The organism is Salmonella sp. A1325, assembly GCF_056991255.1.
The window spans coordinates 56,698-80,946 of the sequence record NZ_JAMLWO010000014.1; the positions used below are offsets into that span (position 1 = coordinate 56,698).

A 24,249-nucleotide genomic window follows, 5' to 3' on the forward strand; every position below is an offset into this window, starting at 1 on the left:
CCACTAAGTGTAGGGTAAACCTGAAAAGTGCGTATGAAAACACCAGTTATATCATTAGTAAGAATAAATTACGTTGTTCGACTATCAGAAGGTTGCGCAGCGCGCCGACATAACTTTACAGGGGAAAGGTTGCCAAAACCGCGCCAGTGGCTAAGATAACTCGCGTTAAACAGTGAGGGCGCAATGGCGAAACAACAACGGATGGGCTGGTGGTTTCTTTGCCTTGCATGTGTCGTGGTAATGGTTTGTACCGCGCAACGCATGGCGGGCCTGCACGCCTTGCAGATGCAGGCGACGGCCTCTGCTGCGGTGGTCAGCGCTCCCTCTTCGACAGATGACGGCTCGCCGGTCACTCCCTGTGAATTAAGCGCCAAGTCGCTGCTGGCGGCGCCTCCGGTACTCTTTGAAGGCGCTATCCTTGCGCTTTGTCTACTGCTTTCCTTACTGGCGCCTGTCCGGGTCATGCGCCTGCCGTTTTCGCCTCCACGGGCTATTTCGCCGCCCACATTACGGGTACATCTACGATTTTGTGTCTTCCGTGAATGACAGACCGGTTATTGCTAACGGTTACTTACTCATTCACGGAGAAAAAATATGATGATTTTGTTCAGGCGGATACTGTTCTGCCTGTTATGGCTTTGGCTGCCCGTCTCCTGGGCGGCGGAAAGCGGCTGGCTGCGTTCGCCCGATAACGACCATGCCAGCATACGGCTACGTGCCGATACGTCCGCTAACGGTGAGACCCGGCTGTTGCTGGATGTCAAACTGGAAAACGGCTGGAAAACCTACTGGCGCGCGCCGGGGGAAGGGGGCGTGGCGCCCTCTATCGCCTGGAAAGGCGACATGCCTGAGGTAAACTGGTTCTGGCCAACTCCCTCGCGCTTTGATGTGGCGAATATCACCACCCAGGGATATCACGACGAGGTGACCTTTCCGATGATCGTGCGCGGTACGCCGCCGGCGACCTTGAGCGGCGTGTTGACGTTATCAACCTGCAGCAATGTTTGTCTGTTGACCGATTACCCCTTTTCCGTGACGCCCACTGTGCAGAATGCCGATTTTGCCCATGACTATGCACGGGCGATGGGTAAAGTTCCACTCCGCAGTGGGCTAACGGACTCGCTTGAAGTCGGCTATCGCCCGGGAGAACTGGTGGTCACTGCTACGCGAGCGGCGGGCTGGTCATCGCCCGGGCTCTATCTTGACACCATAGATGACGTCGATTTTGCGAAGCCTCGCCTGCGCGTAGAGGGCGACAGGTTACAGGCGACGGTGCCGGTGACGGACAGTTGGGGCGAAAAGGCGCCCGATTTGCGCAACAAATCGCTGACCCTCGTGTTAGCCGATGGCGCTATCGCCCAGGAGAGCACGCAAACCATTGGCGCTGCGCCAGCGCAAACGCCGGACAATGCGGCGCTACCTTTCTGGCAAGTTGTAATGATGGCGCTGATCGGCGGACTGATTCTTAATTTAATGCCCTGCGTGCTGCCGGTTCTGGGCATGAAACTTGGCTCTATTTTATTGGTAGAGGAAAAAAGCCGCTCTCACATCAGGCGACAATTTTTGGCTTCGGTCGCCGGTATCATTGCGTCATTTATGGCGCTGGCGGCGTTTATGACCCTCCTTCGCCTGTCAAACCATGCGCTGGCCTGGGGAGTCCAGTTCCAGAATGCATGGTTTATTGGTTTTATGGCTCTGGTGATGTTGTTGTTTAGCGCCAGCCTGTTCGGGCTTTTTGAGTTCAGGCTTCCCTCATCTATAACCACGAAACTGGCCACTTACGGCGGTAACGGTATGTCGGGACATTTCTGGCAGGGGGCGTTCGCCACGCTGCTGGCGACGCCTTGTAGCGCGCCGTTTCTGGGTACGGCGGTGGCGGTGGCGCTCACGGCGTCGTTGCCGACGCTATGGGGGCTGTTCCTTGCGCTTGGCCTGGGAATGAGCGCGCCGTGGCTACTGGTCGCGATACGACCAGGGCTTGCGCTACGTTTACCGCGCCCCGGGCGCTGGATGAATGTCCTGCGCAGGATCCTCGGTCTGATGATGCTGGGGTCGGCTATCTGGCTGGCGACGTTACTCCTGCCGCATTTCGGCTTCACTGCGTCAAAGAGCGCGCAAGACACGGTTCAGTGGCAACCCTTGAGTGAACAGGCAATCCAGTCGGCGCTGGCGCAGCATAAGCGGGTATTTGTCGATGTCACTGCGGACTGGTGTATTACCTGTAAAGTGAATAAATACAACGTCCTGCAAAAAGAGGATGTGCAGGCCGCCTTGCAACAGCCGGATGTTGTGGCGCTGCGGGGAGACTGGACGCTGCCGTCCGATGCCATTACAGATTTTCTGAAAACGCGCGGCCAGGTTGCCGTGCCGTTTAATCAGGTATATGGCCCCGGCTTGCCGGAAGGGGAGGCACTGCCCACTTTGCTGACCCGCGATGCGGTATTACAAACGTTGAAAAAAGCGAAAGGAATAACCCAATGAAATACATGATTGTTTTACTGCTGGCGCTGTTTTCGACGCTGAGCATCGCGCAAGAAACCGCTCCTTTTACGCCGGATCAGGAAAAGCAGATTGAAAATCTGATCCATGCGGCGTTGTTTAACGATCCTGCCAGCCCGCGGATAGGCGCTAAACACCCTAAGCTGACGCTGGTGAACTTTACGGATTACAACTGCCCGTACTGCAAACAGCTCGATCCGATGCTGGAAAAGATTGTGCAGAAATATCCTGACGTTGCGGTCATTATTAAACCGCTGCCATTCAAAGGAGAGAGTTCCATACTGGCGGCGCGTATTGCGCTGACCACCTGGCGCGATCATCCGCAACAGTTCCTCGCGCTACATGAAAAACTTATGCAAAAGCGCGGTTACCATACGGATGACAGTATTAAACAGGCCCAGCAGAAAGCTGGGGCTACGCCAGTGACGCTGGATGAAAAAAGCATGGAAACGATACGCACTAATTTGCAGTTGGCAAGGCTGGTCGGCGTGCAAGGAACGCCAGCGACGATCATTGGCGACGAGCTGATTCCGGGCGCGGTGCCCTGGGATACGCTGGAAGCGGTGGTGAAAGAAAAACTGGCGGCTGCCAATGGCGGGTAAACTGCGGCGTTGGCTGCGTGAAGCCGCGGTTTTTCTGGCGCTCCTCATCGCGATAATGGTGGTCATGGACGTCTGGCGCGCGCCGCAGGCGCCTCCGGCGTTTGCCGCGACACCGTTACATACGCTGACGGGAGAGTCGACAACTCTGGCGACATTGAGCGAAGAACGCCCCGTACTGCTCTATTTTTGGGCCAGCTGGTGCGGGGTATGCCGCTTTACTACGCCTACGGTCGCTCGTCTGGCGGCGGAAGGGGAAAACGTCATGACCGTTGCGCTCCGCTCCGGCGATGACGCTGAGGTTGCCCGCTGGCTGGCGCGCAAGGGCGTTGACTTCCCGGTCGTCAATGATGCTAACGGCGCCTTATCCGCTGGCTGGGAAATCAGCGTGACGCCAACGCTGGTGGTGGTTTCACAAGGTCGGGTTGTGTTCACTACCAGCGGCTGGACCAGCTATTGGGGCATGAAGCTTCGGCTATGGTGGGCAAAAACGTTCTGAATATGCGCCGGGGTTTCCCGGCGCTAACGCGTTTACTGTAAGAAAAACCCCCGTTTTGCGAAATCGTTCCCGGAAAAATGATCCATTTCTGTCACACTCAGAACGATTTGATAACAACAAGAGGTCATAGGGATGAAAAAATCATTACTCGCTGTTGCTGTGGCAGGGGCTGTTTTGTTGTCATCCGCCGTACAGGCGCAGACAACGCCGGAGGGTTATCAATTACAACAGGTGCTGATGATGAGCCGCCATAATCTGCGGGCGCCGCTGGCGAATAATGGCAGCGTACTGGCGCAGTCGACGCCGAACGCCTGGCCGGCGTGGGACGTTCCCGGCGGGCAACTGACGACGAAAGGCGGTGTGCTGGAAGTCTATATGGGACACTACACACGTGAATGGCTGGTCGCGCAGGGGCTGATACCGTCGGGAGAATGTCCGGCACCCGACACGGTATATGCCTATGCGAATAGTTTGCAGCGCACCGTCGCCACCGCGCAATTTTTCATTACCGGCGCTTTCCCCGGCTGTGATATTCCTGTTCATCATCAGGAAAAAATGGGCACTATGGACCCTACCTTCAATCCGGTGATTACCGATGATTCCGCCGCGTTCCGGCAACAGGCCGTACAGGCGATGGAAAAGGCGCGTAGTCAGCTACATCTTGATGAGAGTTATAAACTGCTTGAGCAGATAACGCATTATCAGGACTCGCCGTCCTGCAAAGAGAAGCATCAGTGTTCGCTAATCGATGCGAAAGATACCTTCAGCGCGAACTATCAGCAAGAGCCTGGCGTGCAGGGGCCGCTTAAAGTAGGGAACTCGCTGGTGGATGCGTTTACCCTGCAATATTACGAAGGGTTTCCGATGGATCAGGTCGCCTGGGGCGGCATCCACACCGATCGGCAGTGGAAGGTGCTGTCAAAACTGAAAAACGGCTATCAGGACAGCCTGTTTACCTCACCCACGGTGGCGCGCAATGTCGCTGCGCCGCTGGTGAAGTATATCGATAAGGTGCTGGTTGCCGATCGCGTTAGCGCGCCGAAGGTTACCGTGCTGGTGGGGCATGATTCCAATATCGCGTCGCTGCTGACGGCGCTGGATTTTAAACCCTATCAGCTCCATGACCAGTATGAGAGAACGCCGATTGGCGGCCAGCTTGTCTTCCAACGCTGGTATGACGGCAACGCTAACCGGGATTTGATGAAAATCGAGTATGTCTACCAGAGCACCCGGCAGTTACGTAACGCGGAAGCGTTAACGCTCAAATCGCCCGCGCAAAGGGTAACGCTGGAACTGAAAGGATGTCCGGTGGATGCGAACGGCTTCTGTCCGCTGGATAAGTTCGATAACGTTATGAACACTGCTGCAAAATAGCCGTATGCCCCCGCGCAGGCGGGGGCGTTTGTGTTATACGTTCTTACGTTCGATGATTTGTTCGCCCCAGAAGAGCGAGTCTTTGTCCGTTTTCTCAAAGGCTTTGATCAGCACCTCATCGCTACCTTCTTCCCATATTTTTTCTGCCAGTTTCTCGTCATAGTGAGCGACTTCAAAAATGGCTTCGGCAATTTCCGGCGACGTATTACGCAGGCTTGCCCATTCGCCGACGCGGTGCGCTTTTGCTTCTTGAGTTGGCATTCGAATCCTCCTGTTGAAGATTAGCCGTTGAGTTTGACTGCCAGACCGGCGACGTATTCCCCCTGATAGCGAGCGATAGAGAGTTCCTCCTGGCTTGGTTGACGTGAACCGTCGCCTCCGGCGATAGTTGTTGCGCCGTAAGGCGTGCCGCCGCGAACCTGGGAGACGTCAAACAGTTCCTGTGCGGCATAGCCTATCGGGACAATCACCATCCCATGATGGGCAAGCGTAGTCCAGGTCGAGGTGATCGTCTGCTCCTGGCCGCCGCCCGTTCCGGTAGAACTGAACACGCTGCCGAGCTTGCCGTATAGCGCGCCGGATGCCCACAGTCCGCCGGTTTGGTCCAGGAAGGTACGCATCTGGCCTGACATATTGCCAAACCGGGTTGGCGTACCAAAAATAATGGCATCGTAATCCGCCAGCTCCTGTGGGGTGGCAACCGGTGCGTTTTGTGTTTTACCGCCAGCTTTTGCGAAGATTTCAGGCGGCATTGTTTCTGGCACACGCTTTATAATGACCTCTGCGCCGTCGACTTTCTTTGCCCCTTCCGCCACCGCATGCGCCATGGTTTCAATGTGTCCGTACATGGAATAATAGAGCACCAGAATCTTTGCCATTTGTACTACTCCTCAGATTAATCAGGTGTGTAGCGATTCGCTACGTCTATTTAAAGATATGCTCTCCTGTGAAGAGTGCAAATTTCAGCGCCATTTCTTTGATTTATAACAATAATTAATTTGGCGACCTTTGTTGCAAAATGATACATTTTTAAGCGCTTTGATTTTTCCAAGTATAAGAATAACTTATTTATTTCTCATGGTTATTATTCTGCATATTCGGCTTCCGATGTTGCAGAATATTTCGGTAAGCGGCCTACCACGGCGTTTTTCACTATGCTTAATGTTACGCGGCGTTACTGATGATATCGTTCATACGCGGCGCGAGGAGATACTCCTCATTACCTATGCAATATGATGTCTAATCTATGACGGAGGTCAGTAATGGCAAACCATCGTGGCGGTTCCGGTAATTTTGCGGAAGACCGCGAAAGAGCATCAGAAGCAGGTCGTAAAGGTGGTCAGCACAGCGGGGGCAATTTTAAGAATGACCCGCAGCGTGCATCCGAAGCAGGCAAAAAAGGGGGCAAAAGCAGTAACCGTAATAGCTAGCCTGCGTCACAACAGCAAGACGCTGAGCGTTTCGCGCTAAAAAGCGTCATGCGCCACCGCCGCCGGATTTCCGGCGGTTTTTTTGTTTATAAGCCGGATTTGGTATGCTTGCGTCCTGACAAAAAGGAGAGGGCGCATGTCGCAACGCACAGAGAAAAAAATCGGGAAACGCTCGCAGGCCACCGGTGCAAAACGGCAGCTTATCTTAACCGCCGCGCTTGCTGTTTTTTCCCAGTATGGCATTCATGGCGCGCGTCTTGAGCAGGTCGCCGAGCGGGCAGGCGTCTCCAAAACCAATCTGCTTTATTATTATCCCTCGAAAGAGGCGCTGTATGTCGCGGTAATGCGACAGATCCTGGATGTCTGGCTGGCGCCGCTCAAGGCGTTTCGCGCAGAATTTTCCCCTCTGGAGGCCATCAAAGAGTATATCCGTCTCAAGCTGGAAGTTTCGCGTGATTATCCGCAGGCGTCGCGGCTCTTCTGTATGGAGATGCTGGCGGGCGCGCCGCTCTTGATGGAGGAACTGACCGGCGATCTAAAAGCGTTGATAGATGAAAAATCCGCGCTGATTGCCGGATGGGTGCACAGCGGGAAACTGGCGCCTGTCTCCCCGCACCATTTGATCTTCATGATTTGGGCCGCCACGCAACATTACGCCGATTTTGCCCCTCAGGTTGAGGCGGTAACCGGCGCGACGCTTCGCGATGAAGCCTTTTTCAACCAAACGGTCGAAAGCGTTCAGCGCATTATTATTGAAGGGATTCGCGTGCGTTAACCGGCTGGCGGCAGTGGGCAGCTCAAATCACCCTCTTCACATTGCAGCAGCGAGGCTAAAAACGCTTCGCGTTCGTTCGTTTTATCGGTCAGGCACTGGCTGGCGATCATGGGTTGCACGCTGCCGCCCTCCGTACCTGAGCGAATCAGAGCGCAATCGGCGTCCCGCAGGGCAATCCATGCCACCTGCGCTTTTTGCAACAGCTCGCGCTGCGGCGGTTGCGCACGCTTAAGCGCGCTTTGATAGGTTTCGTTCAGCTTTTTATCTGCCGCCTGGTATTGCGCGGCGGCGCAGCGATTCATTTCCAGCTGCGTACTGGCGCTGGCACACTCATCGGCCAACGCCTGGCTGCTGAACAACAACGCCGCGCAGGTAAGGAAAATTCGTTTCATACGCTCCTCTGACGCGAGTAAAAAGGCTCCATTGACGGAGCCTTAATTAACCACAGTATTAGCCAATTGTCATCAGGCTGGCATTACCGCCAGCGGCAGCAGTGTTTACGCTCAGCGAACGTTCAATATAGAGCCGTTCCAGCAGCATATTGCTTTCGCCGCGGGCGAACCCCTGTACCGACACTATCGCGCCTTCGCGGGCGGCGACGGCTTCGCAAACGGTTCGCAGCTTGTCGGAGTCGCCGTGGAAAATCACCGCGTCAAACGGCTGCGCCATCAGCGTTTCCGCTTTCGCAAACTGGACACGCGCCGCAACGGCGGCGGGGAGACGTTTCGCCAGATCGCGGTGGAAGGCGTCGTCTGACCATAGCGCCTGACTGCCGACGGCGAGAACGGCGGCAAGCTGCGTCAGCGCGTCCTGTTCGTCATCAGCCAGGCATAATACCCGTTCACGCGGCAACAACGTCCAGGTATTGCGCTCGCCGGTCGGCCCCGGTAGCAGGCGCTGCGTGCCGGCCTGCGCCAGATCGGCGAATTGTCGGCAGAGCGTCTGTAGCGCCGGGCGATCCGCCGCCCATTGCGTCAGGGCGGTCAACGGCGCGAGTAGCGTGGTTTTAAGCTGCGCATCCACCGGGTAACGCGCATCCTGACGAGTTAGCGTCGTATTGAGCGCATTGGGCGGGCGGTGTGCCAGCAGGCGGTAGAGATAGAGCGGCCCTCCCGCTTTTGGCCCGGTACCGGACAGTCCTTCGCCGCCAAACGGCTGGACGCCGACGACCGCGCCCACCATATTACGGTTAACGTACAGGTTGCCGACATGGGCGGAACCGGTGACTTGCGCAATGGTTTCATCAATACGGGTATGTACGCCCAGCGTTAGCCCGTAGCCGGAAGCGTTAATCTGTTCGATAAGCTCCGCCAGTTGGTTACGGTTATAACGCACGACATGCAGCACGGGCCCGAAGACCTCTTTTTCCAGTTCTGCGAAGTTTTCCAACTCAATAAGCGTGGGCATAACAAACGTACCGGTCTGCCATTCCTGCGCGTCATCGCTGTTTTCACGCGCGGCCTGGAAAACCGGGCGGCCTTTGGCGCGCATCGTTTGGATATGACGTTCAATGTTGGCTTTGGCCTCGCTATCAATCACCGGCCCGATATCGGTCGTCAGACGGCCTGGATTCCCCATCCGACACTCCGCCATCGCGCCGCGTAACATTTTCAGCGTATGTTCGGCGATATCGTCCTGCAAACACAGCACGCGGAGCGCGGAACAGCGTTGTCCGGCGCTGTCGAAAGCGGAAGCCAGCACATCCACGACCACCTGCTCGGTGAGCGCGGAAGAGTCGACAATCATAGCGTTCATACCGCCGGTTTCCGCAATCAACGGAATAGGGCGGCCCTGGGCGTCAAGACGCGTGGCGATGTTGCGCTGCAACAACGTCGCGACCTCCGTGGAGCCGGTAAACATCACGCCGCGTACACGCGCATCGGCGGTAAGCTGGGCGCCGACGGTTTCTCCCCGTCCCGGCAACAGTTGCACGACGCCCGGTGGTACGCCCGCTTCCAGCAAAATGGCAATGCCCTGGGCGGCAATCAGCGATGTCTGCTCTGCCGGTTTCGCCAGAACGCTGTTACCTGCCGCCAGCGCGGCGGCGATTTGGCCGGTGAAAATGGCCAGCGGGAAGTTCCACGGACTGATACAGACCACCGGCCCTAACGGGCGATGCGTTTCGTTATCGAAATCGTCACGCACTTGACCGGCATAATAATGGAGGAAGTCTACCGCTTCGCGCACTTCGGCAATGGCGTTGCTGAACGTTTTCCCCGCTTCGCGCACCAACAGGCCAATCAACTGCTGCATTTGGTCTTCCATCAATACCGCCGCCCGCTGCAAAATGGCGGCGCGTTCTTGCGGCGGCGTCGCAAACCAAACCGGCGCCTGATTGACCGCGTTTTGCAATGCCTGTTCAACCTCGCTTTCTGTCGCTTCGCGTCCCCAGCCGACAATATCTTTCGGTTCCGCCGGGTTGATAACCGGCGTCATCTCACCGTCGGCCACCGGTTGTTCCAGCACAGGTTTGGCCTGCCATTTCTGCATGGCGTTGCTTAACAGGGCAGAAGAAAGCGAGGCGAGGCGATGTTCATTCGCTAAATCAAGTCCGGCGGAGTTTATCCGACCTTCGCCGTACAGATCGCGCGGCAGCGGAATTTTCGGATGCGGTATGCCAGCCTGACCTTCCTGCTGCGCCAGTTTTTCCACGGCCCCGACCGGGTCGGCCACCAGTTCATCGAGCGGTAGGGTGGCATCGGCGATACGGTTGACAAAAGAGGTGTTGGCGCCGTTTTCCAGCAGGCGTCGTACCAGATAGGCCAGCAGGGTTTCGTGTGTTCCCACCGGCGCGTAAATACGGCAGGGACGGTTAAGTTTTCCGTCCGCCACTTTACCGGTGACCTGTTCATACAGCGGTTCGCCCATGCCGTGCAGGCACTGGAATTCGTACTGACCTGGATAGTAATTTTGCCCGGCCAGATGATAAATTGCCGCCAGTGTGTGAGCGTTATGGGTCGCGAACTGCGGGTAGATCAGATTAGGGACGGCGAGCAGTTTTTTCGCGCAGGCCAGATAAGAGACATCGGTATACACTTTGCGGGTATAAACCGGATAGCCCTCCAGCCCTTCCATTTGCGCGCGTTTGATCTCGCTATCCCAGTAGGCGCCTTTCACCAGACGAATCATCAGCCGACGGCGGCTACGGGAGGCCAGATCGACTAAATAATCAATGACCAGCGGGCAGCGTTTCTGGTAAGCCTGGATCACAAAGCCAATGCCGTTCCAGCCTGCGAGTTCGGGTTCGAAGCAGAGTTTTTCCAGCAGATCGAGCGAGATCTCCAGACGATCCGCCTCTTCGGCGTCGATATTGAGACCGATATCATACTGGCGCGCCAGCAGCGTCAGGGATTTCAGGCGCGGATAAAGCTCCTCCATTACCCGATCGTATTGCGCGCGACTATAGCGTGGATGCAGGGCGGACAGCTTAATCGAGATGCCTGGCCCTTCGTAAATACCGCGACCGTTAGACGCTTTGCCGATGGCATGAATCGCTTGCTGGTAAGAGACCATATAGGCCTGCGCATCGGCGGCGGTTAACGCGGCTTCGCCCAGCATATCGTAAGAATAGCGGAACCCTTTCTCTTCCAGTTTTCGGGCATTCGCCAGCGCCTGAGCAATGGTTTCGCCAGTCACGAACTGTTCGCCCATTAAACGCATCGCCATGTCGACGCCTTTGCGGATTAACGGCTCGCCGCTCTTGCCGATAATGCGGTTCAGCGAGCGTGAAAGATTGGCTTCGTTATGCGTTGAGACCAGTCGGCCGGTAAAGAGCAGCCCCCAGGTAGCGGCGTTTACAAACAGCGACGGGCTACGGCCAATATGCGACTGCCAGTTGCCATTACTGATTTTGTCGCGAATTAACGCATCGCGCGTAGCTTTGTCGGGAATACGCAGCAGCGCTTCCGCCAGACACATCAGCGCTACGCCTTCTTGCGAAGAGAGGGAAAACTCCTGCAACAGGCCTTGCACCATGCCCGCGCGACCGCTGGCGGATTTTTGATTGCGCAATTTCTCCGCCAGTTGATACGCCAGTTTATGCGCCTGCTCCGCGACAGGCGGCGACAGGCGCGCCTGTTCCACTAGCATTGACACCGCATCGGTTTCCGGGCGGCGCCAGGCGGCGGTGATGGCGGCGCGAGAGACGGATTGGGGAAGAATCTGTTCGGCAAACTCCAGAAAGGGCTGATGCGGCTCATCCTGCGGCGCGACCGGCTCCTCGCTTTCATTTGCCGCGCCGGCAAACAGCGCAGGTAGCTCTGGTAGCGTATCGCTATTTTCCAGCTTGTCCAGATAGCTAAAGATTGCCTGTTTTATTAACCAGTGCGGCGTGCGATCGATACGCGAGGCGGCCATTTTGATCCGTTCGCGCGTGGCGTCGTCCAGCTTAACCCCCATCGTGGTGGTTCCCATACCCTCTACTCCTGTTATTTGCTCTATCTGCTAACCAATAGTTAGCGGAAAATATCCACTATGTTGCAACTTTGTGCAACCGCGTTAAATGTGACCTGCGTTGCAAGCTTAAAAATGAATAAATTGTTAAAAAAAGAAAGGGGGAGTCTGACGGGGAAAACCATCTGGATTTATTTTCTCTGCGGTAGTTAACACTTTTAAAAGGTGCAACCGCAAAAAATGTGAGAGAGTGCAACCTGGAGAAAAATAGTATCCCTCTGCAATCAAATTTGATGTAAATGGTGTGTTAAATCGATTGTGAATAACCACCGCTTCCGGCAGGATACGGTCGCCCTGGTAAACATAACACCCTTGCCACGTTCCGGCAGGGTACAAAACGGCACGCTACGGTAGTGCCAATAAATAAATTTGGAGAACCTTGATGGCTATTAGCACACCGATGTTGGTGACATTCTGTGTCTATATTTTTGGCATGATATTGATTGGGTTTATCGCCTGGCGCTCAACCAAAAACTTTGATGACTATATTCTTGGCGGTCGCAGTCTGGGGCCGTTTGTTACGGCTTTATCAGCCGGCGCGTCGGATATGAGCGGCTGGCTGTTAATGGGGCTGCCTGGCGCTATCTTTCTGTCGGGGATCTCTGAAAGCTGGATCGCCATTGGCCTGACGTTAGGCGCATGGATTAACTGGAAGCTGGTGGCCGGGCGCCTGCGCGTGCATACCGAATTTAACAATAATGCGCTCACGCTGCCGGACTATTTTACCGGTCGGTTTGAAGATAAGAGCCGAGTCCTGCGTATTATTTCCGCGCTGGTCATTCTGTTGTTTTTCACTATCTATTGCGCATCAGGTATTGTCGCTGGGGCACGACTGTTCGAAAGCACCTTCGGTATGAGCTATGAAACCGCACTGTGGGCGGGGGCCGCGGCAACCATTATTTATACCTTTATCGGCGGGTTTCTTGCCGTTAGCTGGACGGATACCGTTCAGGCCAGCCTGATGATTTTTGCGTTAATCCTGACGCCGGTGATGGTTATTGTCGGCGTAGGCGGTTTTAGCGAGTCGCTGGAGGTGATCAAGCAAAAGAGCATCGAGAATGTCGACATGCTCAAGGGGCTGAATTTTGTCGCTATTATTTCCCTGATGGGCTGGGGACTGGGTTACTTCGGTCAGCCGCATATCCTGGCGCGCTTTATGGCGGCGGACTCCCATCACAGCATTGTTCATGCGCGTCGTATCAGTATGACCTGGATGATTCTGTGTCTGGCGGGCGCGGTGGCGGTGGGCTTCTTTGGCATTGCGTACTTTAACAATAACCCCGCGCTGGCCGGGGCGGTGAACCAAAACTCAGAACGCGTATTTATTGAACTGGCGCAGATCCTGTTTAACCCGTGGATTGCCGGTGTTCTGCTGTCTGCTATCCTGGCGGCGGTGATGTCGACGTTGAGCTGTCAGTTGCTGGTATGCTCCAGCGCGATTACAGAAGATTTATATAAGGCTTTTCTGCGTAAAAGCGCCAGCCAGCAAGAGCTGGTATGGGTAGGGCGAGTGATGGTGCTGGTGGTAGCGCTGATCGCCATTGCGCTGGCGGCGAATCCCGATAACCGTGTGCTGGGGCTGGTGAGCTACGCCTGGGCTGGATTCGGCGCGGCATTTGGACCTGTTGTCCTGTTTTCTGTGATGTGGTCGCGTATGACACGTAACGGCGCGCTGGCGGGAATGATTATTGGCGCGGTGACGGTTATCGTCTGGAAACAATATGGCTGGCTGGATCTGTATGAGATCATCCCTGGCTTCATTTTCGGCAGCCTGGGGATCGTAATCTTTAGCCTGCTTGGCAAAGCGCCGACAGCAGCGATGCAGGAACGCTTTGCAAAAGCGGACGCGCATTATCATTCCGCGCCGCCGTCGAAGCTACAGGCGGAATAACCGACATGTCCGATAGCATTATTGCCATCGGACATATTTTACCAGGCGGCGTTATACGCCTGCCTGGTCCTCTGATAAGTCCCGGACCGATTGACTGAAGATGTTCAGGTAAATGAGGACGCTCTCTCAAACTATTTTTAGCCCTTGAGCGCCGTTAACGCGGGCGTAATACGTCTCGAGTAATCACTAACTAGCCATATATGAAATCGCCTGTTAATGGTACCAATAGCCTTGACGCAATAGAGTAATGACAAAAATTAAAACGAGTCAGCGTTACTGGCGTAAGTATGCCGCACAAAATTTTGCATAAATAATGCCGTTTTAGCGATGGGAGAGAGGACACGTTAATTATTCCATTTTAACCTTATATATGTTCAATATTCAATGGGTTATGGATGTTTTCAGCATTAATACCCGCGGTAGCTAATGATTATCTTTTTTAGTCTCCTGCCGATGAAATAATCGTGTAATCTTTCTGTAAGAGACTGACAATGACGCAATAATTTTTGGTTAATGCTTGGTGAATATATTGTTGCATTATTGATGTTTTGTGTTGTACTTAGTAGTAATAGCGGTAGTTCCCCGGCAGTGATGGTCACTCACTATGGAGATCGCGAATGGTAATGTCCGCACCAGGACACATTGTTTACAGTAGTTACAACACCCTGAACGGACATTCTCTCTCCGGTGGTGGTCTTGTCATCTTAAAAGCTCTTATCATTTCCCTTACTGACCATACCCATGACGTCATATGTGGTGCGCGTAGCCGTGTGTGGCGTCGTTTCAAAAAGCAAGCTAAGGCTTACAAGGAAGCCAACCCTCAGATGTGTGTGCGCATAATCGCGTTCAAGAGAACGCGGGTGATGTATACCTACAACTCAAGGTGCTATCCATGGGAAGACAAAAAGCAGTGATCAAAGCTCGTCGTGAAGCAAAGCGTGTGTTGAGACGAGATTCGCGTAGTCATAAGCAACGTGAAGAAGAATCGGTCACGTCACTGGTGCAGATGGGCGGAGTAGAAGCCATTGGCATGGCGCGCGATAGTCGCGATACCTCTCCTGTTAAGGCACGAAATGAAGCACAGGCGCATTATCTGAACGCTATTGACAGTAAACAGCTTATTTTTGCGACCGGCGAAGCCGGCTGCGGAAAAACATGGATCAGTGCGGCAAAGGCGGCAGAAGCATTGATTCATAAGGACGTCGAGAGGATCATTGTGACGCGTCCGGTATTGCAAGCTGATGAAGATCTTGGTTTTTTGCCCGGTGATATCGCTGAAAAATTCGCGCCTTATTTTCGTCCCGTCTACGATGTCCTGCTTAAACGGTTGGGCGCGTCCTTTATGCAATATTGTTTGCGCCCGGAAATCGGTAAGGTAGAAATTGCCCCGTTCGCCTATATGCGTGGGCGTACTTTTGAAAATGCGGTCGTGATCCTCGACGAGGCGCAAAATGTGACTGCGGCGCAAATGAAAATGTTTTTGACGCGACTAGGCGAAAATGTCACGGTCATTGTCAATGGCGATATTACGCAATGCGACCTGCCGCGCGGCGTGCGTTCCGGGTTGAGCGATGCGTTGGAACGCTTTGAAGAAGATGAAATGGTAGGGATTGTGCATTTCAACAAAGACGACTGCGTGCGCTCGGCGCTTTGTCAGCGAACGCTTCACGCATACAGCTAATATAGCATTGACTTTCAGAGCCCGGGAGACCGGGCTTTGTTGTCTATAAAGCGTCCAGCAGACTCATGGACAAAAAAGGAAAATGACGCCTGTACGTGAAGGGCATTATTTTGTCATGTCCAGGGCATTCATTGTCCGTAATTTGCTTTCTCGGGCCTGTTCCGGCGAGGACTGTACAAGAAGGGTATAGAGCAGGTCAAAGACGAAAAGCTGCGCGGCTTTCGTACCGATCGAGTCACCCTGCAACATTCCTTGCCGATTACCATTGATCAGGCAAAAATCGGCCTCTTCACATAATGGAGAACCCAGATTATGGGTAATGGCGACTGTGGTGGCGCCAGCCTGTCGGGCCAATCGGAGTGAATGCACTGTTTCTGGCGATGTGCCCGAGTGACTGACACCCATCGCGACATCGCCTGCTTTTAATAGCGTAGCCTGCATGTACATAAAATGGTTATTGCTTACCGCATCGCCCCGTAAACCAATACGCATTAGCTTGTGTTTCATATCCAGCGCCGTGATCCCCGATGAGCCCACACCAAAGATATAAACTGAGTGACAGTGACGTAGGGCGTCCACGACACCGAGAACCTGTTGCATATCAAGCAGATTTAGCGTTTCAGATAATACATTACTAATGGTGTTCTGCAATTTTAAACCAATGGCGTGGGCATCGTCGGATTCGCTAACTTCGGCATCCAGTAGAGGACTACTGTCATCAGACTCGGTAGTGGCAAGTTCAATGGCCAGGTCCATTTTAAAATCCTGAAAACCTTTATAGCCCAGGGTGCGACAAAAGCGAATAACCGTGGCTTCTCCGGCCTGTGTGTCGCGCGACAAATCGGCAATAGATGACTGTGTCACCTGTCTGGGGAAGGCTAAAATATATTGCGCAATACGCTGGGAGGCACGTGTCAGGCTTTTTTGCATAGCACCCAGAGTGTCAAGGATTTTTCCGGGTTTAAGACGTGGGGGTTGAGACTCCATATAGTTCCTGCTCTTGGGGGCTGATTGCGGCACAAAGCCTGCAATATCGAACAGAGCAGAGCCTATCAATTCTGCGGCATGAAAAAAAGCGCGATGTAAGTAAAGGAGGGGAAATATTTACATCGCGTTGCCAACTTATGACAGAACATCACTGGAGAGTAATCTGTTGCTCTTACGGTGTTTATAGCGCGCCATTTGACGGATGGTTTATACCTGGCCCGGTATTGTCGCCCCGGGTGTTGGCGTCACCGTGTGCTGTGTCGGTATAGCGTGGTATCATGAAATCATAATGTCACCTTTGGTTCAGGTTTTTCATCCAGCGTCAATGGCGGTGCCGGGGCAAATAACGGGGCGAAAATAACGCCGCTGATCACCACGCTTAGCGAGCCAATGACCCCATAAAAGAAGAAGTTAAGGTCAGTGGCATAGCGTGCGCCCAGCACGGTAATGACGCTGATAATAATTCCTAAAACCGCACTCCCGGCATTTGCTCGTTTAAAGAAAATGCCCAGCATGAACAGACCGGTCATTGGCCCTCCCATCAGACCTATCAGACTATTAAATGCATCCCAGATTTCTGATTCATCGGCCATGACCAGCCATACCGAGGCCGCGCTACTTATCAGGCCCGCGACCAGAATAACTAACTTAGCTATTTTCATACGGTTTTCTGGCGTTCTTTTTTTATGACTCAAACGCTGATAGATATCGGAATTAAAACAACTGGAAATGCTGTTTAAGCTGCTGGAGATACTGGACTGCGCAGCAGCGAAAATAGCGGCGATTATCAACCCTGCAATGCCGACTGGCATTTCGGTGACCACGAATAAGGGTAAAATGCCGCCAGTGTTGAATCCCGCCGGTAATAATTGTGGATGTTGCTGATAGTAGACAAACAATGCCGAGCCGATAGCAAAAAAGAAAACAGGGATCACAGCAACCAGTTTGGCATTTGTAAGTAATGTTTTCTTCGTTTCCTCTATGGAGTCAGTCACGATATAGCGTTGGACCACATCCTGACTGGCAGTAAATTGCTGAATATTGGCAAACAGAAAACCAATCATCAATACAGGTACTGTGCTTTCCGTCCAGCTCCAGTGGAACTGCGTAGCCGGAAAGAATTTATCCGCCTGCTGCGTCACCGTAAAAATTTCACCAATGCCGCCCTGGACTTTGAGACATATCACTATAAAAATCAGTATCGCGCTGCCAGAAAGTAAGAGGCCTTGAATAACATCAGTCCATATTACTCCTTCAATTCCACCCATCCAGGTATAAATGATACACATCACGCTAATCAACAGTACCAAAATCACCGGGTCTATAGCGATGAAGGGGCGCAAGGCCAGCACGGTGAGGAAAGTGATAATGGCGATACGTCCGATATGAAACAACATAAATGACATGCTGGCGAATAGACGGCAGCGCACATCGAACCGTGCTTCGAGATATTCATAGGCTGATGTGACTTTCAATTTCCGAAAAAACGGAATATAGAAATAAAAAACCAGCGGTAAAATTGCGATAGCCAGATACTGACCAATGATAAACGTCCAGTCGGAAGTAAACGCTTTGGCAGGAATTGACATAAATGTAATTGAGCTTAACGTAGTAGCAAATACACTGACCCCAGCCGCCCAACCAGGAACCCGGCCACCACCGCGAAAATAATCGTCTGCTGTTTTTTGCCGTCTGGAAAAATAGACACCGACTAACATCATGGCCAGGAGGTAGCCAAATAATACAAGATAATTAACGATGCCGAAAGAATGTGTAATCATAGTTCTTTCCTGCTTATGGTTTTGAGTAGAGTTGCGGTCATCGTCTGTGTATTTTTACCTTCCCATCATTCAGACGATACGATATTCAGATCAAGTAATAGTTTTTGTTAATCCCAATGACGGTAATCATGAGATGTAAAAGGCAGAGCATTTATGCTCCACCAATGGTGATGCCCAGACGTATGTCCTGCCGGATACCTGAAATAGCAGATATCCGATATTGCGTTCAAACAGGCTTCAGGCCTGGGTATCGTATTTGCCGATAGCATTATTAACGTCGGATTATTCTCTGAGACATAAATATCAATAGTAAGCGTGTTCATTTTCTTTTCCTGTTCAGCGTTTTACTGCGTGACTGAACCACTGACAGATATGCTCGATACGGGTGATAGCGGAACCAACGGTAACTGCCCAGGCACCATGCTCAATAGCATTGGCCGCCAGTGCAGGCGTGTTATAGCGCCCCTCGGCAATAACACGACAACCTGCATGGCTCAGTTGCGTCACCATTGCCAAATCTGGCTCAACCGGCGTGATGGGGCCGGTATAGCCAGACAGTGTTGTACCAATGAATTCGACTCCTTTCTGATGGCAACTTATGCCTTCATTCACGGTTGAACAGTCTGCCATCGCCAGTAATCCATGCAGGCGAATACGTGTCAGTAAACTATCAATATCAACCGGGCGAGAGCGGAATGAGGCATCAAAAGCGATAATATCGGCACCTGCCTGCGCCAGGGCGTCAACATCCTGTAAATATGGAGTGATACGGACTGGCGACCCTGTAAGGTCACGTTTAATTATCCCAATAATTGGAACAGAAAGATGGGGACGAACAGTCCGCAGATTCTCAATGCCTTCAATGCGCACAGCGACCGCACCCGCCGAAGCCGCTGCCTGTGCCATTGCAGCCACAATTTCAGGTTTATCCATAGGGCTGCCTGATACCGGTTGGCATGAGACAATCAGCCCACCGTTTTCGTGTACACTTTGTTCCAGCCTGGCTAATAGTGACATCCAGTTCCGCCTTATATATTTTGAAGTTTTACTCCGTTTTATGTTATGTCGTGGAGTGTTGCTACATCAAGCAAAAAGATAGAAAAATGTGAACACAGTCATAAGGTATGTTTGTTATTCAATTACTGCGCCAGCGGATTTGAGGCTATAACCTGAAGCTACAAGACAAATACAATTCATTCTGACGGCAGCTTGCTGTATTTTATTAACTGCTTCCGGCATAAAGATAAAATGCTCAGAAGGAGCTTATACGCCACGGGATAGCCAGTATGAAATGCATCACATAATTCTTATTGTATTTATTCAAAATGCTATCACTAATGAGTTTGGCCATAACAGGTCACTCATAATCACTTCTAACATCACCATGGGGTGCTTTTACCTCGCACATGATAACCCCATGTAATTATTTTTAGCGCTTGGTCACATTTTGTCATTGTCATTGTTGAAATTGTGCACCATAAGATCACTAATGATGAAGCTTTGCTCCAATTGTATTTCTTCGCATGGGGATGCAGATGAAAAATTTTAAGAAAATGATGACGCTCATGGCGCTATGTTTCTCAGTTGCTATCACCACATCAGGATATGCAACGACGCTTCCTGATATACCAGAACCACTGAAAAATGGTACTGGCGCTATTGATAATAATGGCGTGATTTATGTCGGCTTAGGTACCGCAGGGACATCCTGGTATAAAATTGATCTTAAAAAGCAACATAAAGACTGGGAGCGTATAAAGTCGTTTCCTGGTGGAGCTCGTGAGCAATCCGTGTCGGTATTTTTAAATGATGAGCTTTATGTTTTTGGTGGCGTAGGGAAAAAAAACAGTGAATCACCGTTGCAGGTTTATAGCGATGTGTACAAATACTCACCGGTGAAAAATACATGGCAAAAAGTTGACACTATATCTCCAGTTGGATTAACAGGGCATACGGGAGTAAAATTAAACGAAACGATGGTACTTATTACCGGAGGGGTTAATGAGCATATCTTTGATAAGTATTTTATTGATATAGCGGCTGCGGCTGCGGATGAAAGTGAAAAAAATAAAGTCATCTATAATTATTTTAATAAACCTGCCAAAGATTATTTTTTTAATAAAATCGTATTTATCTACAATGCTAAAGAGAACACATGGAAGAATGCCGGTGAGCTGCCAGGCGCGGGGACGGCAGGATCGTCATCGGTAATGGAAAATAATTTCCTGATGCTGATTAATGGTGAGCTCAAACCGGGTTTACGTACCGATGTGATTTACCGCGCCATGTGGGATAACGATAAGCTAACATGGTTGAAGAACAGCCAGTTACCGCCATCGCCTGGAGAACAACAGCAGGAAGGGTTGGCCGGAGCATTTTCGGGCTATAGTCACGGTGTCCTGCTTGTCGGTGGTGGCGCGAATTTTCCGGGAGCAAAACAAAATTATACCAATGGAAAGTTTTATTCCCACGAAGGAATAAATAAAAAATGGCGAGATGAAGTCTATGGTTTGGTTAATGGCCATTGGCAATATATGGGTAAAATGAAACAACCTCTCGGCTATGGTGTATCAGTAAGTTATGGTGATGAAGTTTTCCTTATTGGTGGTGAAAATGCTAAAGGGAAACCTGTTTCGTCTGTAACCTCCTTTACCATGCGTGATGGTAATTTATTAATGAAATAATTTTTTAAATACAAAAATAAAGTTAATTGATAAGCGGAGTATTTTATGAAAATCAACAGATATCTTCTGGGTATGGTTTCGTTTATAGCATTTTCATCATATCTACAAGCGGCAACCCTTGATTATCGGCATGAATATGCTGATAGAACCAGAATTAATAAAGACCGTATTGCTATAATTGAAAAACTTCCTAACGGCATTGGTTTTTATGTCGATGCCAGCGTTAAATCGGGAGGAGTAGATGGCGAGCAGGATAAGCATTTAAGCGATCTCGTCGCAAACGCTATAGAACTGGGCGTAAGTTATAATTATAAAGTTACGGACCATTTTGTTTTGCAGCCGGGATTTATATTTGAAAGCGGTCCAGACACTTCAATTTATAAGCCTTATTTAAGGGTGCAATATAATTTTGATTCTGGTATTTATATGGCTGGTCGTTACCGCTATGACTATGCAAGAAAGACAGCTAACTACAATGATGATGAGAAAACGAATAGATTTGATACTTATATAGGTTATGTTTTTGATGAGTTGAAATTAGAATATAACTTTACCTGGATGGATAGCGATCAAATTAAATTTGATAACAAAAAAACAAACTATGAGCATAATGTGGCTTTAGCCTGGAAACTGAATAAGTCATTTACACCATACGTTGAGGTTGGAAATGTAGCGGTGAGAAATAATACCGATGAGAGACAGACCCGTTATCGCGTTGGATTACAATACCACTTTTGAGAAAGGTTAAAGAGTTACTGTACTAATCTTTGCTTAGTATTCATATCGATAATCTTATAGCCCGTGGCTACGTTACAGAACGTTAGACTTTGTCTTGAGTATTCACGTCCTTAACGTAGCTACGAATAAGGATGATAAACAATGAATATACGCCTTACATAGCTACGATCTCAGGCGGTTGTCGGAAAGTACCGATTGATAGTGTCTTATTCGGCAATTGATATGACTTAAAAATTAATTCCGTAAGCATTTCAGACGGTAACAGCAAATAAGGGTTTTATTGTGATAGCAAAATTCTTCCCGTGGTATAGCGAGATAACACGTCCACAAAAAAATGCTTTATTTTCAGCATGGCTGGGTTACGTTTTTGATGGCTTCGACTTTATGCTGATTTTCTACATTATGTATCTGATCAAGGCTGACTTAGGATTGACAGATATGGAGGGCGCATTCCTTGCCACAGCGGCCTTTATTGGGCGACCATTTGGCGGGGCGCTATTTGGTCTGCTGGCAGATAAATTTGGCCGTAAGCCGTTAATGATGTGGTCGATAGTTGCCTATTCTGTAGGTACAGGGTTAAGTGGCCTGGCTTCCGGTGTAATTATGCTGACGCTTAGTCGTTTCATTGTCGGTATGGGGATGGCGGGGGAGTATGCTTGCGCTTCTACTTATGCCGTGGAAAGTTGGCCAAAGCATTTAAAATCTAAAGCGAGCGCATTTCTGGTTTCAGGTTTCGGTATTGGTAACATCATAGCAGCCTACTTTATGCCTTCATTTGCCGAAGCGTATGGTTGGCGTGCTGCTTTTTTTGTCGGTTTGCTACCCGTTCTTTTAGTAATCTACATCCGGGCCAGGGCTCCTGAATCTAAAGAGTGGGAAGAAGCCAAACTCAGTGGTCTCGGAAAGCACTCACAAAGTGCCTGGTCAGTTTTCTCTTTGTCAATGAAAGGGCTATTTAATCGAGCTCAATTTCCACTGACATTATGTGTATTTATTGTTCTGTTCTCTATTTTCGGCGCAAACTGGCCAATCTTTGGTCTACTGCCTACATATTTAGCGGGCGAGGGCTTTGATACGGGCGTGGTCTCTAATTTAATGACGGCGGCAGCATTCGGCACTGTATTGGGAAATATCGTTTGGGGTCTGTGCGCAGATAGAATTGGTTTGAAGAAAACGTTCAGCATTGGTCTTCTCATGTCCTTTTTATTCATTTTCCCGTTATTCAGAATTCCGCAAGATAATTATTTACTGCTGGGCGCATGTTTATTCGGTTTAATGGCGACTAACGTAGGTGTTGGCGGGTTGGTTCCCAAATTTCTCTACGACTACTTTCCTCTTGAGGTTCGTGGTTTGGGTACCGGGCTGATTTATAATCTTGCTGCGACATCAGGCACATTCAATTCAATGGCGGCGACCTGGCTTGGAATAACAATGGGGCTAGGCGCTGCGCTAACGTTCATTGTTGCTTTCTGGACCGCAACAATTCTACTCATTATTGGCCTATCCATTCCGGATAGACTAAAAGCACGTCGTGAAAGTTTTCAATCAACAAAAGAATTTTAATAGAGGATAAATGATGACGAAATACGGTGTTGTAGGTACAGGTTATTTTGGCGCTGAACTGGCGCGATTTATGTCTAAGGTTGAAGGGGCGAAAATCACTGCGATTTACGATCCGGTAAATGCGGCTCCGATAGCGAAAGAGTTGAACTGTGTCGCCACTGCAACGATGGAGGCGCTTTGTACCCATCCTGATGTGGATTGCGTAATTATTGCTTCACCAAATTACTTACATAAAGCGCCAGTCATTGCGGCGGCTAAAGCGGGTAAACACGTGTTTTGTGAAAAACCTATCGCCTTAAATTACCAGGATTGTAAGGATATGGTTGATGCCTGCAAAGAAGCTGGTGTTACCTTTATGGCGGGTCACGTTATGAACTTTTTTCACGGGGTTCGCCACGCTAAAGCGCTCATCAAAGCTGGTGAAATTGGTGAAGTTACACAAGTTCACACTAAACGTAATGGTTTTGAAGACGTGCAGGATGAGATCTCATGGAAGAAGATTCGCGCAAAGTCAGGTGGGCATCTGTACCATCACATTCATGAGCTAGATTGTACACTGTTCATCATGGATGAAACCCCATCCCTGGTTTCAATGGCTGCGGGGAATGTTGCGCACAAAGGTGAAAAATTTGGTGATGAAGATGATGTTGTCCTAATCACCCTTGAGTTTGAAAGCGGTCGTTTCGCGACACTTCAGTGGGGATCATCGTTCCACTACCCTGAGCACTATGTATTAATTGAGGGCACGACAGGTGCAATTCTCATTGATATGCAAAATACGGCTGGTTATCTAATAAAAGCGGGCAAAAAAACACACTTTCTTGTGCATGAAAGCCAGGCGGAGGATGACGATCGTCGCAACGGTAACATATCCAGCGAGATGGATGGCGCAATCGCTTATGGTAAACCCGGTAAACGTACGCCGATGTGGCTCTCATCAATTATGAAACTGGAGATGCAGTACTTGCATGATGTGATAAACGGTCTGGAGCCAGGCGAGGAGTTTGCTAAATTGCTAACAGGAGAAGCGGCGACAAATGCCATTGCTACCGCTGATGCTGCGACGCTTTCCTCAAACGAGGGGCGCAAAGTAAAACTCACTGAAATTCTTGGCTAAAATTGAAAGCCGGATGGTGGTGTTATTACCCGGTGGCGCTGCGCTTATGTAGACCGGATAAGGCACCTGTGAACTGTGCCGCCATCCGGCAATGGACGGGTCACATATAAGCAAAAAGCCCGTACTTCTGTACAGGCTCTCAACTTGAATATGGCGGTGAGGGGGGGATTGACTCGCTG

General features: G+C 50.8%; 20 protein-coding genes. 13 read left to right on the forward strand and 7 right to left on the reverse strand.

Annotated elements, in window-relative coordinates; translation table 11 throughout:
* Positions 1–183 precede the first annotated feature (183 nt).
* From NAZ64_RS20685 to agp, 5 genes are all read left to right on the forward strand, one after another.
* Positions 184–546: a copper resistance protein gene (locus NAZ64_RS20685; protein WP_001118902.1), complete on the forward strand. Its 363-nt coding sequence runs from the start codon at positions 184–186 to the stop codon at positions 544–546.
* 48 nt (positions 547–594) lie between these two features.
* Positions 595–2,481: a protein-disulfide reductase DsbD family protein gene (locus NAZ64_RS20690; RefSeq protein WP_000972956.1), complete on the forward strand. Its 1,887-nt coding sequence runs from the start codon at positions 595–597 to the stop codon at positions 2,479–2,481.
* Entirely contained in the window at positions 2,478–3,101 is a 624-nt protein-coding gene (locus NAZ64_RS20695; protein ID WP_000876681.1) for a DsbA family protein, read from the forward strand. Before NAZ64_RS20690 ends, NAZ64_RS20695 begins: the two co-directional genes overlap by 4 nt.
* Positions 3,091–3,597, forward strand: coding sequence for a protein disulfide oxidoreductase (locus NAZ64_RS20700; protein WP_000907525.1), 507 nt, complete (start codon positions 3,091–3,093; stop codon positions 3,595–3,597). The genes NAZ64_RS20695 and NAZ64_RS20700 overlap by 11 nt, the downstream gene beginning before the upstream one ends.
* A 132-nt stretch (positions 3,598–3,729) precedes the next feature.
* Complete coding sequence (agp, locus tag NAZ64_RS20705; RefSeq protein WP_220569274.1) at positions 3,730–4,971, forward strand: bifunctional glucose-1-phosphatase/inositol phosphatase; 1,242 nt, start codon at positions 3,730–3,732, stop codon at positions 4,969–4,971.
* A 33-nt stretch (positions 4,972–5,004) separates the two neighbouring features.
* Here agp and NAZ64_RS20710 read toward each other — a convergent pair whose 3' ends face one another.
* Both NAZ64_RS20710 and wrbA read right to left on the reverse strand, forming a co-directional pair.
* Positions 5,005–5,232: a YccJ family protein gene (locus NAZ64_RS20710; protein WP_001143125.1), complete on the reverse strand. Its 228-nt coding sequence runs from the start codon at positions 5,230–5,232 to the stop codon at positions 5,005–5,007.
* A gap of 20 nt (positions 5,233–5,252) precedes the next feature.
* Positions 5,253–5,849, reverse strand: a complete 597-nt coding sequence (wrbA, locus tag NAZ64_RS20715; protein WP_001062898.1) for an NAD(P)H:quinone oxidoreductase — start codon at positions 5,847–5,849, stop codon at positions 5,253–5,255.
* 384 nt (positions 5,850–6,233) lie between these two features.
* On the opposite strand from wrbA, the gene NAZ64_RS20720 reads away from it, so the two are divergent.
* On the forward strand, positions 6,234–6,401 hold the full coding sequence (locus NAZ64_RS20720) for a con-10 family general stress protein (protein ID WP_001273663.1): 168 nt from the start codon (positions 6,234–6,236) through the stop codon (positions 6,399–6,401).
* Between the two features lie 136 nt (positions 6,402–6,537).
* Entirely contained in the window at positions 6,538–7,176 is a 639-nt protein-coding gene (gene rutR, locus NAZ64_RS20725; RefSeq protein WP_000083128.1) for an HTH-type transcriptional regulator RutR, read from the forward strand.
* Here the strand turns inward: rutR and NAZ64_RS20730 are convergent.
* Positions 7,173–7,568, reverse strand: coding sequence for a lysozyme inhibitor LprI family protein (locus tag NAZ64_RS20730; RefSeq protein WP_000821064.1), 396 nt, complete (start codon positions 7,566–7,568; stop codon positions 7,173–7,175). The genes rutR and NAZ64_RS20730 overlap by 4 nt on opposite strands.
* Positions 7,569–7,626: 58 nt before the next feature.
* A complete protein-coding gene (putA, locus tag NAZ64_RS20735; RefSeq protein ID WP_220569273.1) occupies positions 7,627–11,589 on the reverse strand; it encodes a trifunctional transcriptional regulator/proline dehydrogenase/L-glutamate gamma-semialdehyde dehydrogenase in 3,963 nt (1,320 codons plus the stop codon).
* 421 nt (positions 11,590–12,010) lie between these two features.
* Between putA and putP the strand changes: the two genes are divergently transcribed.
* Both putP and phoH read left to right on the forward strand, forming a co-directional pair.
* On the forward strand, positions 12,011–13,519 hold the full coding sequence (gene putP / locus NAZ64_RS20740; protein WP_001018467.1) for a sodium/proline symporter PutP: 1,509 nt from the start codon (positions 12,011–12,013) through the stop codon (positions 13,517–13,519).
* 892 nt (positions 13,520–14,411) lie between these two features.
* The gene (phoH, locus tag NAZ64_RS20745; RefSeq protein WP_000533527.1) at positions 14,412–15,200 is read left to right on the forward strand and encodes a phosphate starvation-inducible protein PhoH; all 789 of its coding nucleotides are present in this window, start codon (positions 14,412–14,414) and stop codon (positions 15,198–15,200) included.
* A gap of 105 nt (positions 15,201–15,305) precedes the next feature.
* Here the strand turns inward: phoH and NAZ64_RS20750 are convergent, their stop codons facing one another.
* The 3 genes from NAZ64_RS20750 to NAZ64_RS20760 all read right to left on the reverse strand — a co-directional run bounded on the left by NAZ64_RS20750 (position 15,306) and on the right by NAZ64_RS20760 (position 18,985).
* Positions 15,306–16,187 carry a MurR/RpiR family transcriptional regulator gene (locus tag NAZ64_RS20750; RefSeq protein ID WP_023252067.1) on the reverse strand — a complete coding sequence of 294 codons (882 nt, stop codon included), beginning with the start codon at positions 16,185–16,187 and terminating at the stop codon, positions 15,306–15,308.
* Positions 16,188–16,471: 284 nt separating this feature from the next.
* The gene (locus tag NAZ64_RS20755) at positions 16,472–17,968 is read right to left on the reverse strand and encodes a sodium:solute symporter family protein (RefSeq protein WP_000628085.1); all 1,497 of its coding nucleotides are present in this window, start codon (positions 17,966–17,968) and stop codon (positions 16,472–16,474) included.
* A gap of 336 nt (positions 17,969–18,304) precedes the next feature.
* The gene (locus tag NAZ64_RS20760; RefSeq protein ID WP_058344313.1) at positions 18,305–18,985 is read right to left on the reverse strand and encodes an N-acetylmannosamine-6-phosphate 2-epimerase; all 681 of its coding nucleotides are present in this window, start codon (positions 18,983–18,985) and stop codon (positions 18,305–18,307) included.
* Positions 18,986–19,491: 506 nt separating this feature from the next.
* Between NAZ64_RS20760 and NAZ64_RS20765 the strand changes: the two genes are divergently transcribed.
* The 4 genes from NAZ64_RS20765 to NAZ64_RS20780 all read left to right on the forward strand — a co-directional run bounded on the left by NAZ64_RS20765 (position 19,492) and on the right by NAZ64_RS20780 (position 24,070).
* The gene (locus tag NAZ64_RS20765; RefSeq protein ID WP_023220311.1) at positions 19,492–20,652 is read left to right on the forward strand and encodes an N-acetylneuraminate epimerase; all 1,161 of its coding nucleotides are present in this window, start codon (positions 19,492–19,494) and stop codon (positions 20,650–20,652) included.
* 45 nt (positions 20,653–20,697) lie between these two features.
* On the forward strand, positions 20,698–21,390 hold the full coding sequence (locus NAZ64_RS20770; protein WP_000700859.1) for an oligogalacturonate-specific porin KdgM family protein: 693 nt from the start codon (positions 20,698–20,700) through the stop codon (positions 21,388–21,390).
* Positions 21,391–21,672: 282 nt separating this feature from the next.
* Entirely contained in the window at positions 21,673–22,953 is a 1,281-nt protein-coding gene (locus tag NAZ64_RS20775) for an MFS transporter (protein WP_023213192.1), read from the forward strand.
* A 10-nt stretch (positions 22,954–22,963) separates the two neighbouring features.
* Positions 22,964–24,070, forward strand: a complete 1,107-nt coding sequence (locus NAZ64_RS20780) for a Gfo/Idh/MocA family protein (protein ID WP_000988589.1) — start codon at positions 22,964–22,966, stop codon at positions 24,068–24,070.
* Positions 24,071–24,249: the final 179 nt, after the last annotated feature.

What these genes read in the sequence shown, in the direction of transcription:
- NAZ64_RS20700 (WP_000907525.1), top strand. Translation starts at nt 3,091, where the DNA reads ATGGCGGGTAAACTGCGGCGTTGGCTGCGTGAAGCCGCGGTTTTTCTG.
- NAZ64_RS20780 (WP_000988589.1), top strand. Translation starts at nt 22,964, where the DNA reads ATGATGACGAAATACGGTGTTGTAGGTACAGGTTATTTTGGCGCTGAA.
- NAZ64_RS20755 (WP_000628085.1), bottom strand. Translation starts at nt 17,968, where the DNA reads ATGATTACACATTCTTTCGGCATCGTTAATTATCTTGTATTATTTGGC.
- NAZ64_RS20770 (WP_000700859.1), top strand. Translation starts at nt 20,698, where the DNA reads ATGAAAATCAACAGATATCTTCTGGGTATGGTTTCGTTTATAGCATTT.
- NAZ64_RS20750 (WP_023252067.1), bottom strand. Translation starts at nt 16,187, where the DNA reads ATGGAGTCTCAACCCCCACGTCTTAAACCCGGAAAAATCCTTGACACT.
- NAZ64_RS20685 (WP_001118902.1), top strand. Translation starts at nt 184, where the DNA reads ATGGCGAAACAACAACGGATGGGCTGGTGGTTTCTTTGCCTTGCATGT.
- rutR (WP_000083128.1), top strand. Translation starts at nt 6,538, where the DNA reads ATGTCGCAACGCACAGAGAAAAAAATCGGGAAACGCTCGCAGGCCACC.
- NAZ64_RS20765 (WP_023220311.1), top strand. Translation starts at nt 19,492, where the DNA reads ATGGGGATGCAGATGAAAAATTTTAAGAAAATGATGACGCTCATGGCG.
- NAZ64_RS20730 (WP_000821064.1), bottom strand. Translation starts at nt 7,568, where the DNA reads ATGAAACGAATTTTCCTTACCTGCGCGGCGTTGTTGTTCAGCAGCCAG.
- wrbA (WP_001062898.1), bottom strand. Translation starts at nt 5,849, where the DNA reads ATGGCAAAGATTCTGGTGCTCTATTATTCCATGTACGGACACATTGAA.
- putP (WP_001018467.1), top strand. Translation starts at nt 12,011, where the DNA reads ATGGCTATTAGCACACCGATGTTGGTGACATTCTGTGTCTATATTTTT.
- putA (WP_220569273.1), bottom strand. Translation starts at nt 11,589, where the DNA reads ATGGGAACCACCACGATGGGGGTTAAGCTGGACGACGCCACGCGCGAA.
- agp (WP_220569274.1), top strand. Translation starts at nt 3,730, where the DNA reads ATGAAAAAATCATTACTCGCTGTTGCTGTGGCAGGGGCTGTTTTGTTG.
- NAZ64_RS20720 (WP_001273663.1), top strand. Translation starts at nt 6,234, where the DNA reads ATGGCAAACCATCGTGGCGGTTCCGGTAATTTTGCGGAAGACCGCGAA.
- NAZ64_RS20690 (WP_000972956.1), top strand. Translation starts at nt 595, where the DNA reads ATGATGATTTTGTTCAGGCGGATACTGTTCTGCCTGTTATGGCTTTGG.
- phoH (WP_000533527.1), top strand. Translation starts at nt 14,412, where the DNA reads ATGGGAAGACAAAAAGCAGTGATCAAAGCTCGTCGTGAAGCAAAGCGT.
- NAZ64_RS20760 (WP_058344313.1), bottom strand. Translation starts at nt 18,985, where the DNA reads ATGTCACTATTAGCCAGGCTGGAACAAAGTGTACACGAAAACGGTGGG.
- NAZ64_RS20710 (WP_001143125.1), bottom strand. Translation starts at nt 5,232, where the DNA reads ATGCCAACTCAAGAAGCAAAAGCGCACCGCGTCGGCGAATGGGCAAGC.
- NAZ64_RS20695 (WP_000876681.1), top strand. Translation starts at nt 2,478, where the DNA reads ATGAAATACATGATTGTTTTACTGCTGGCGCTGTTTTCGACGCTGAGC.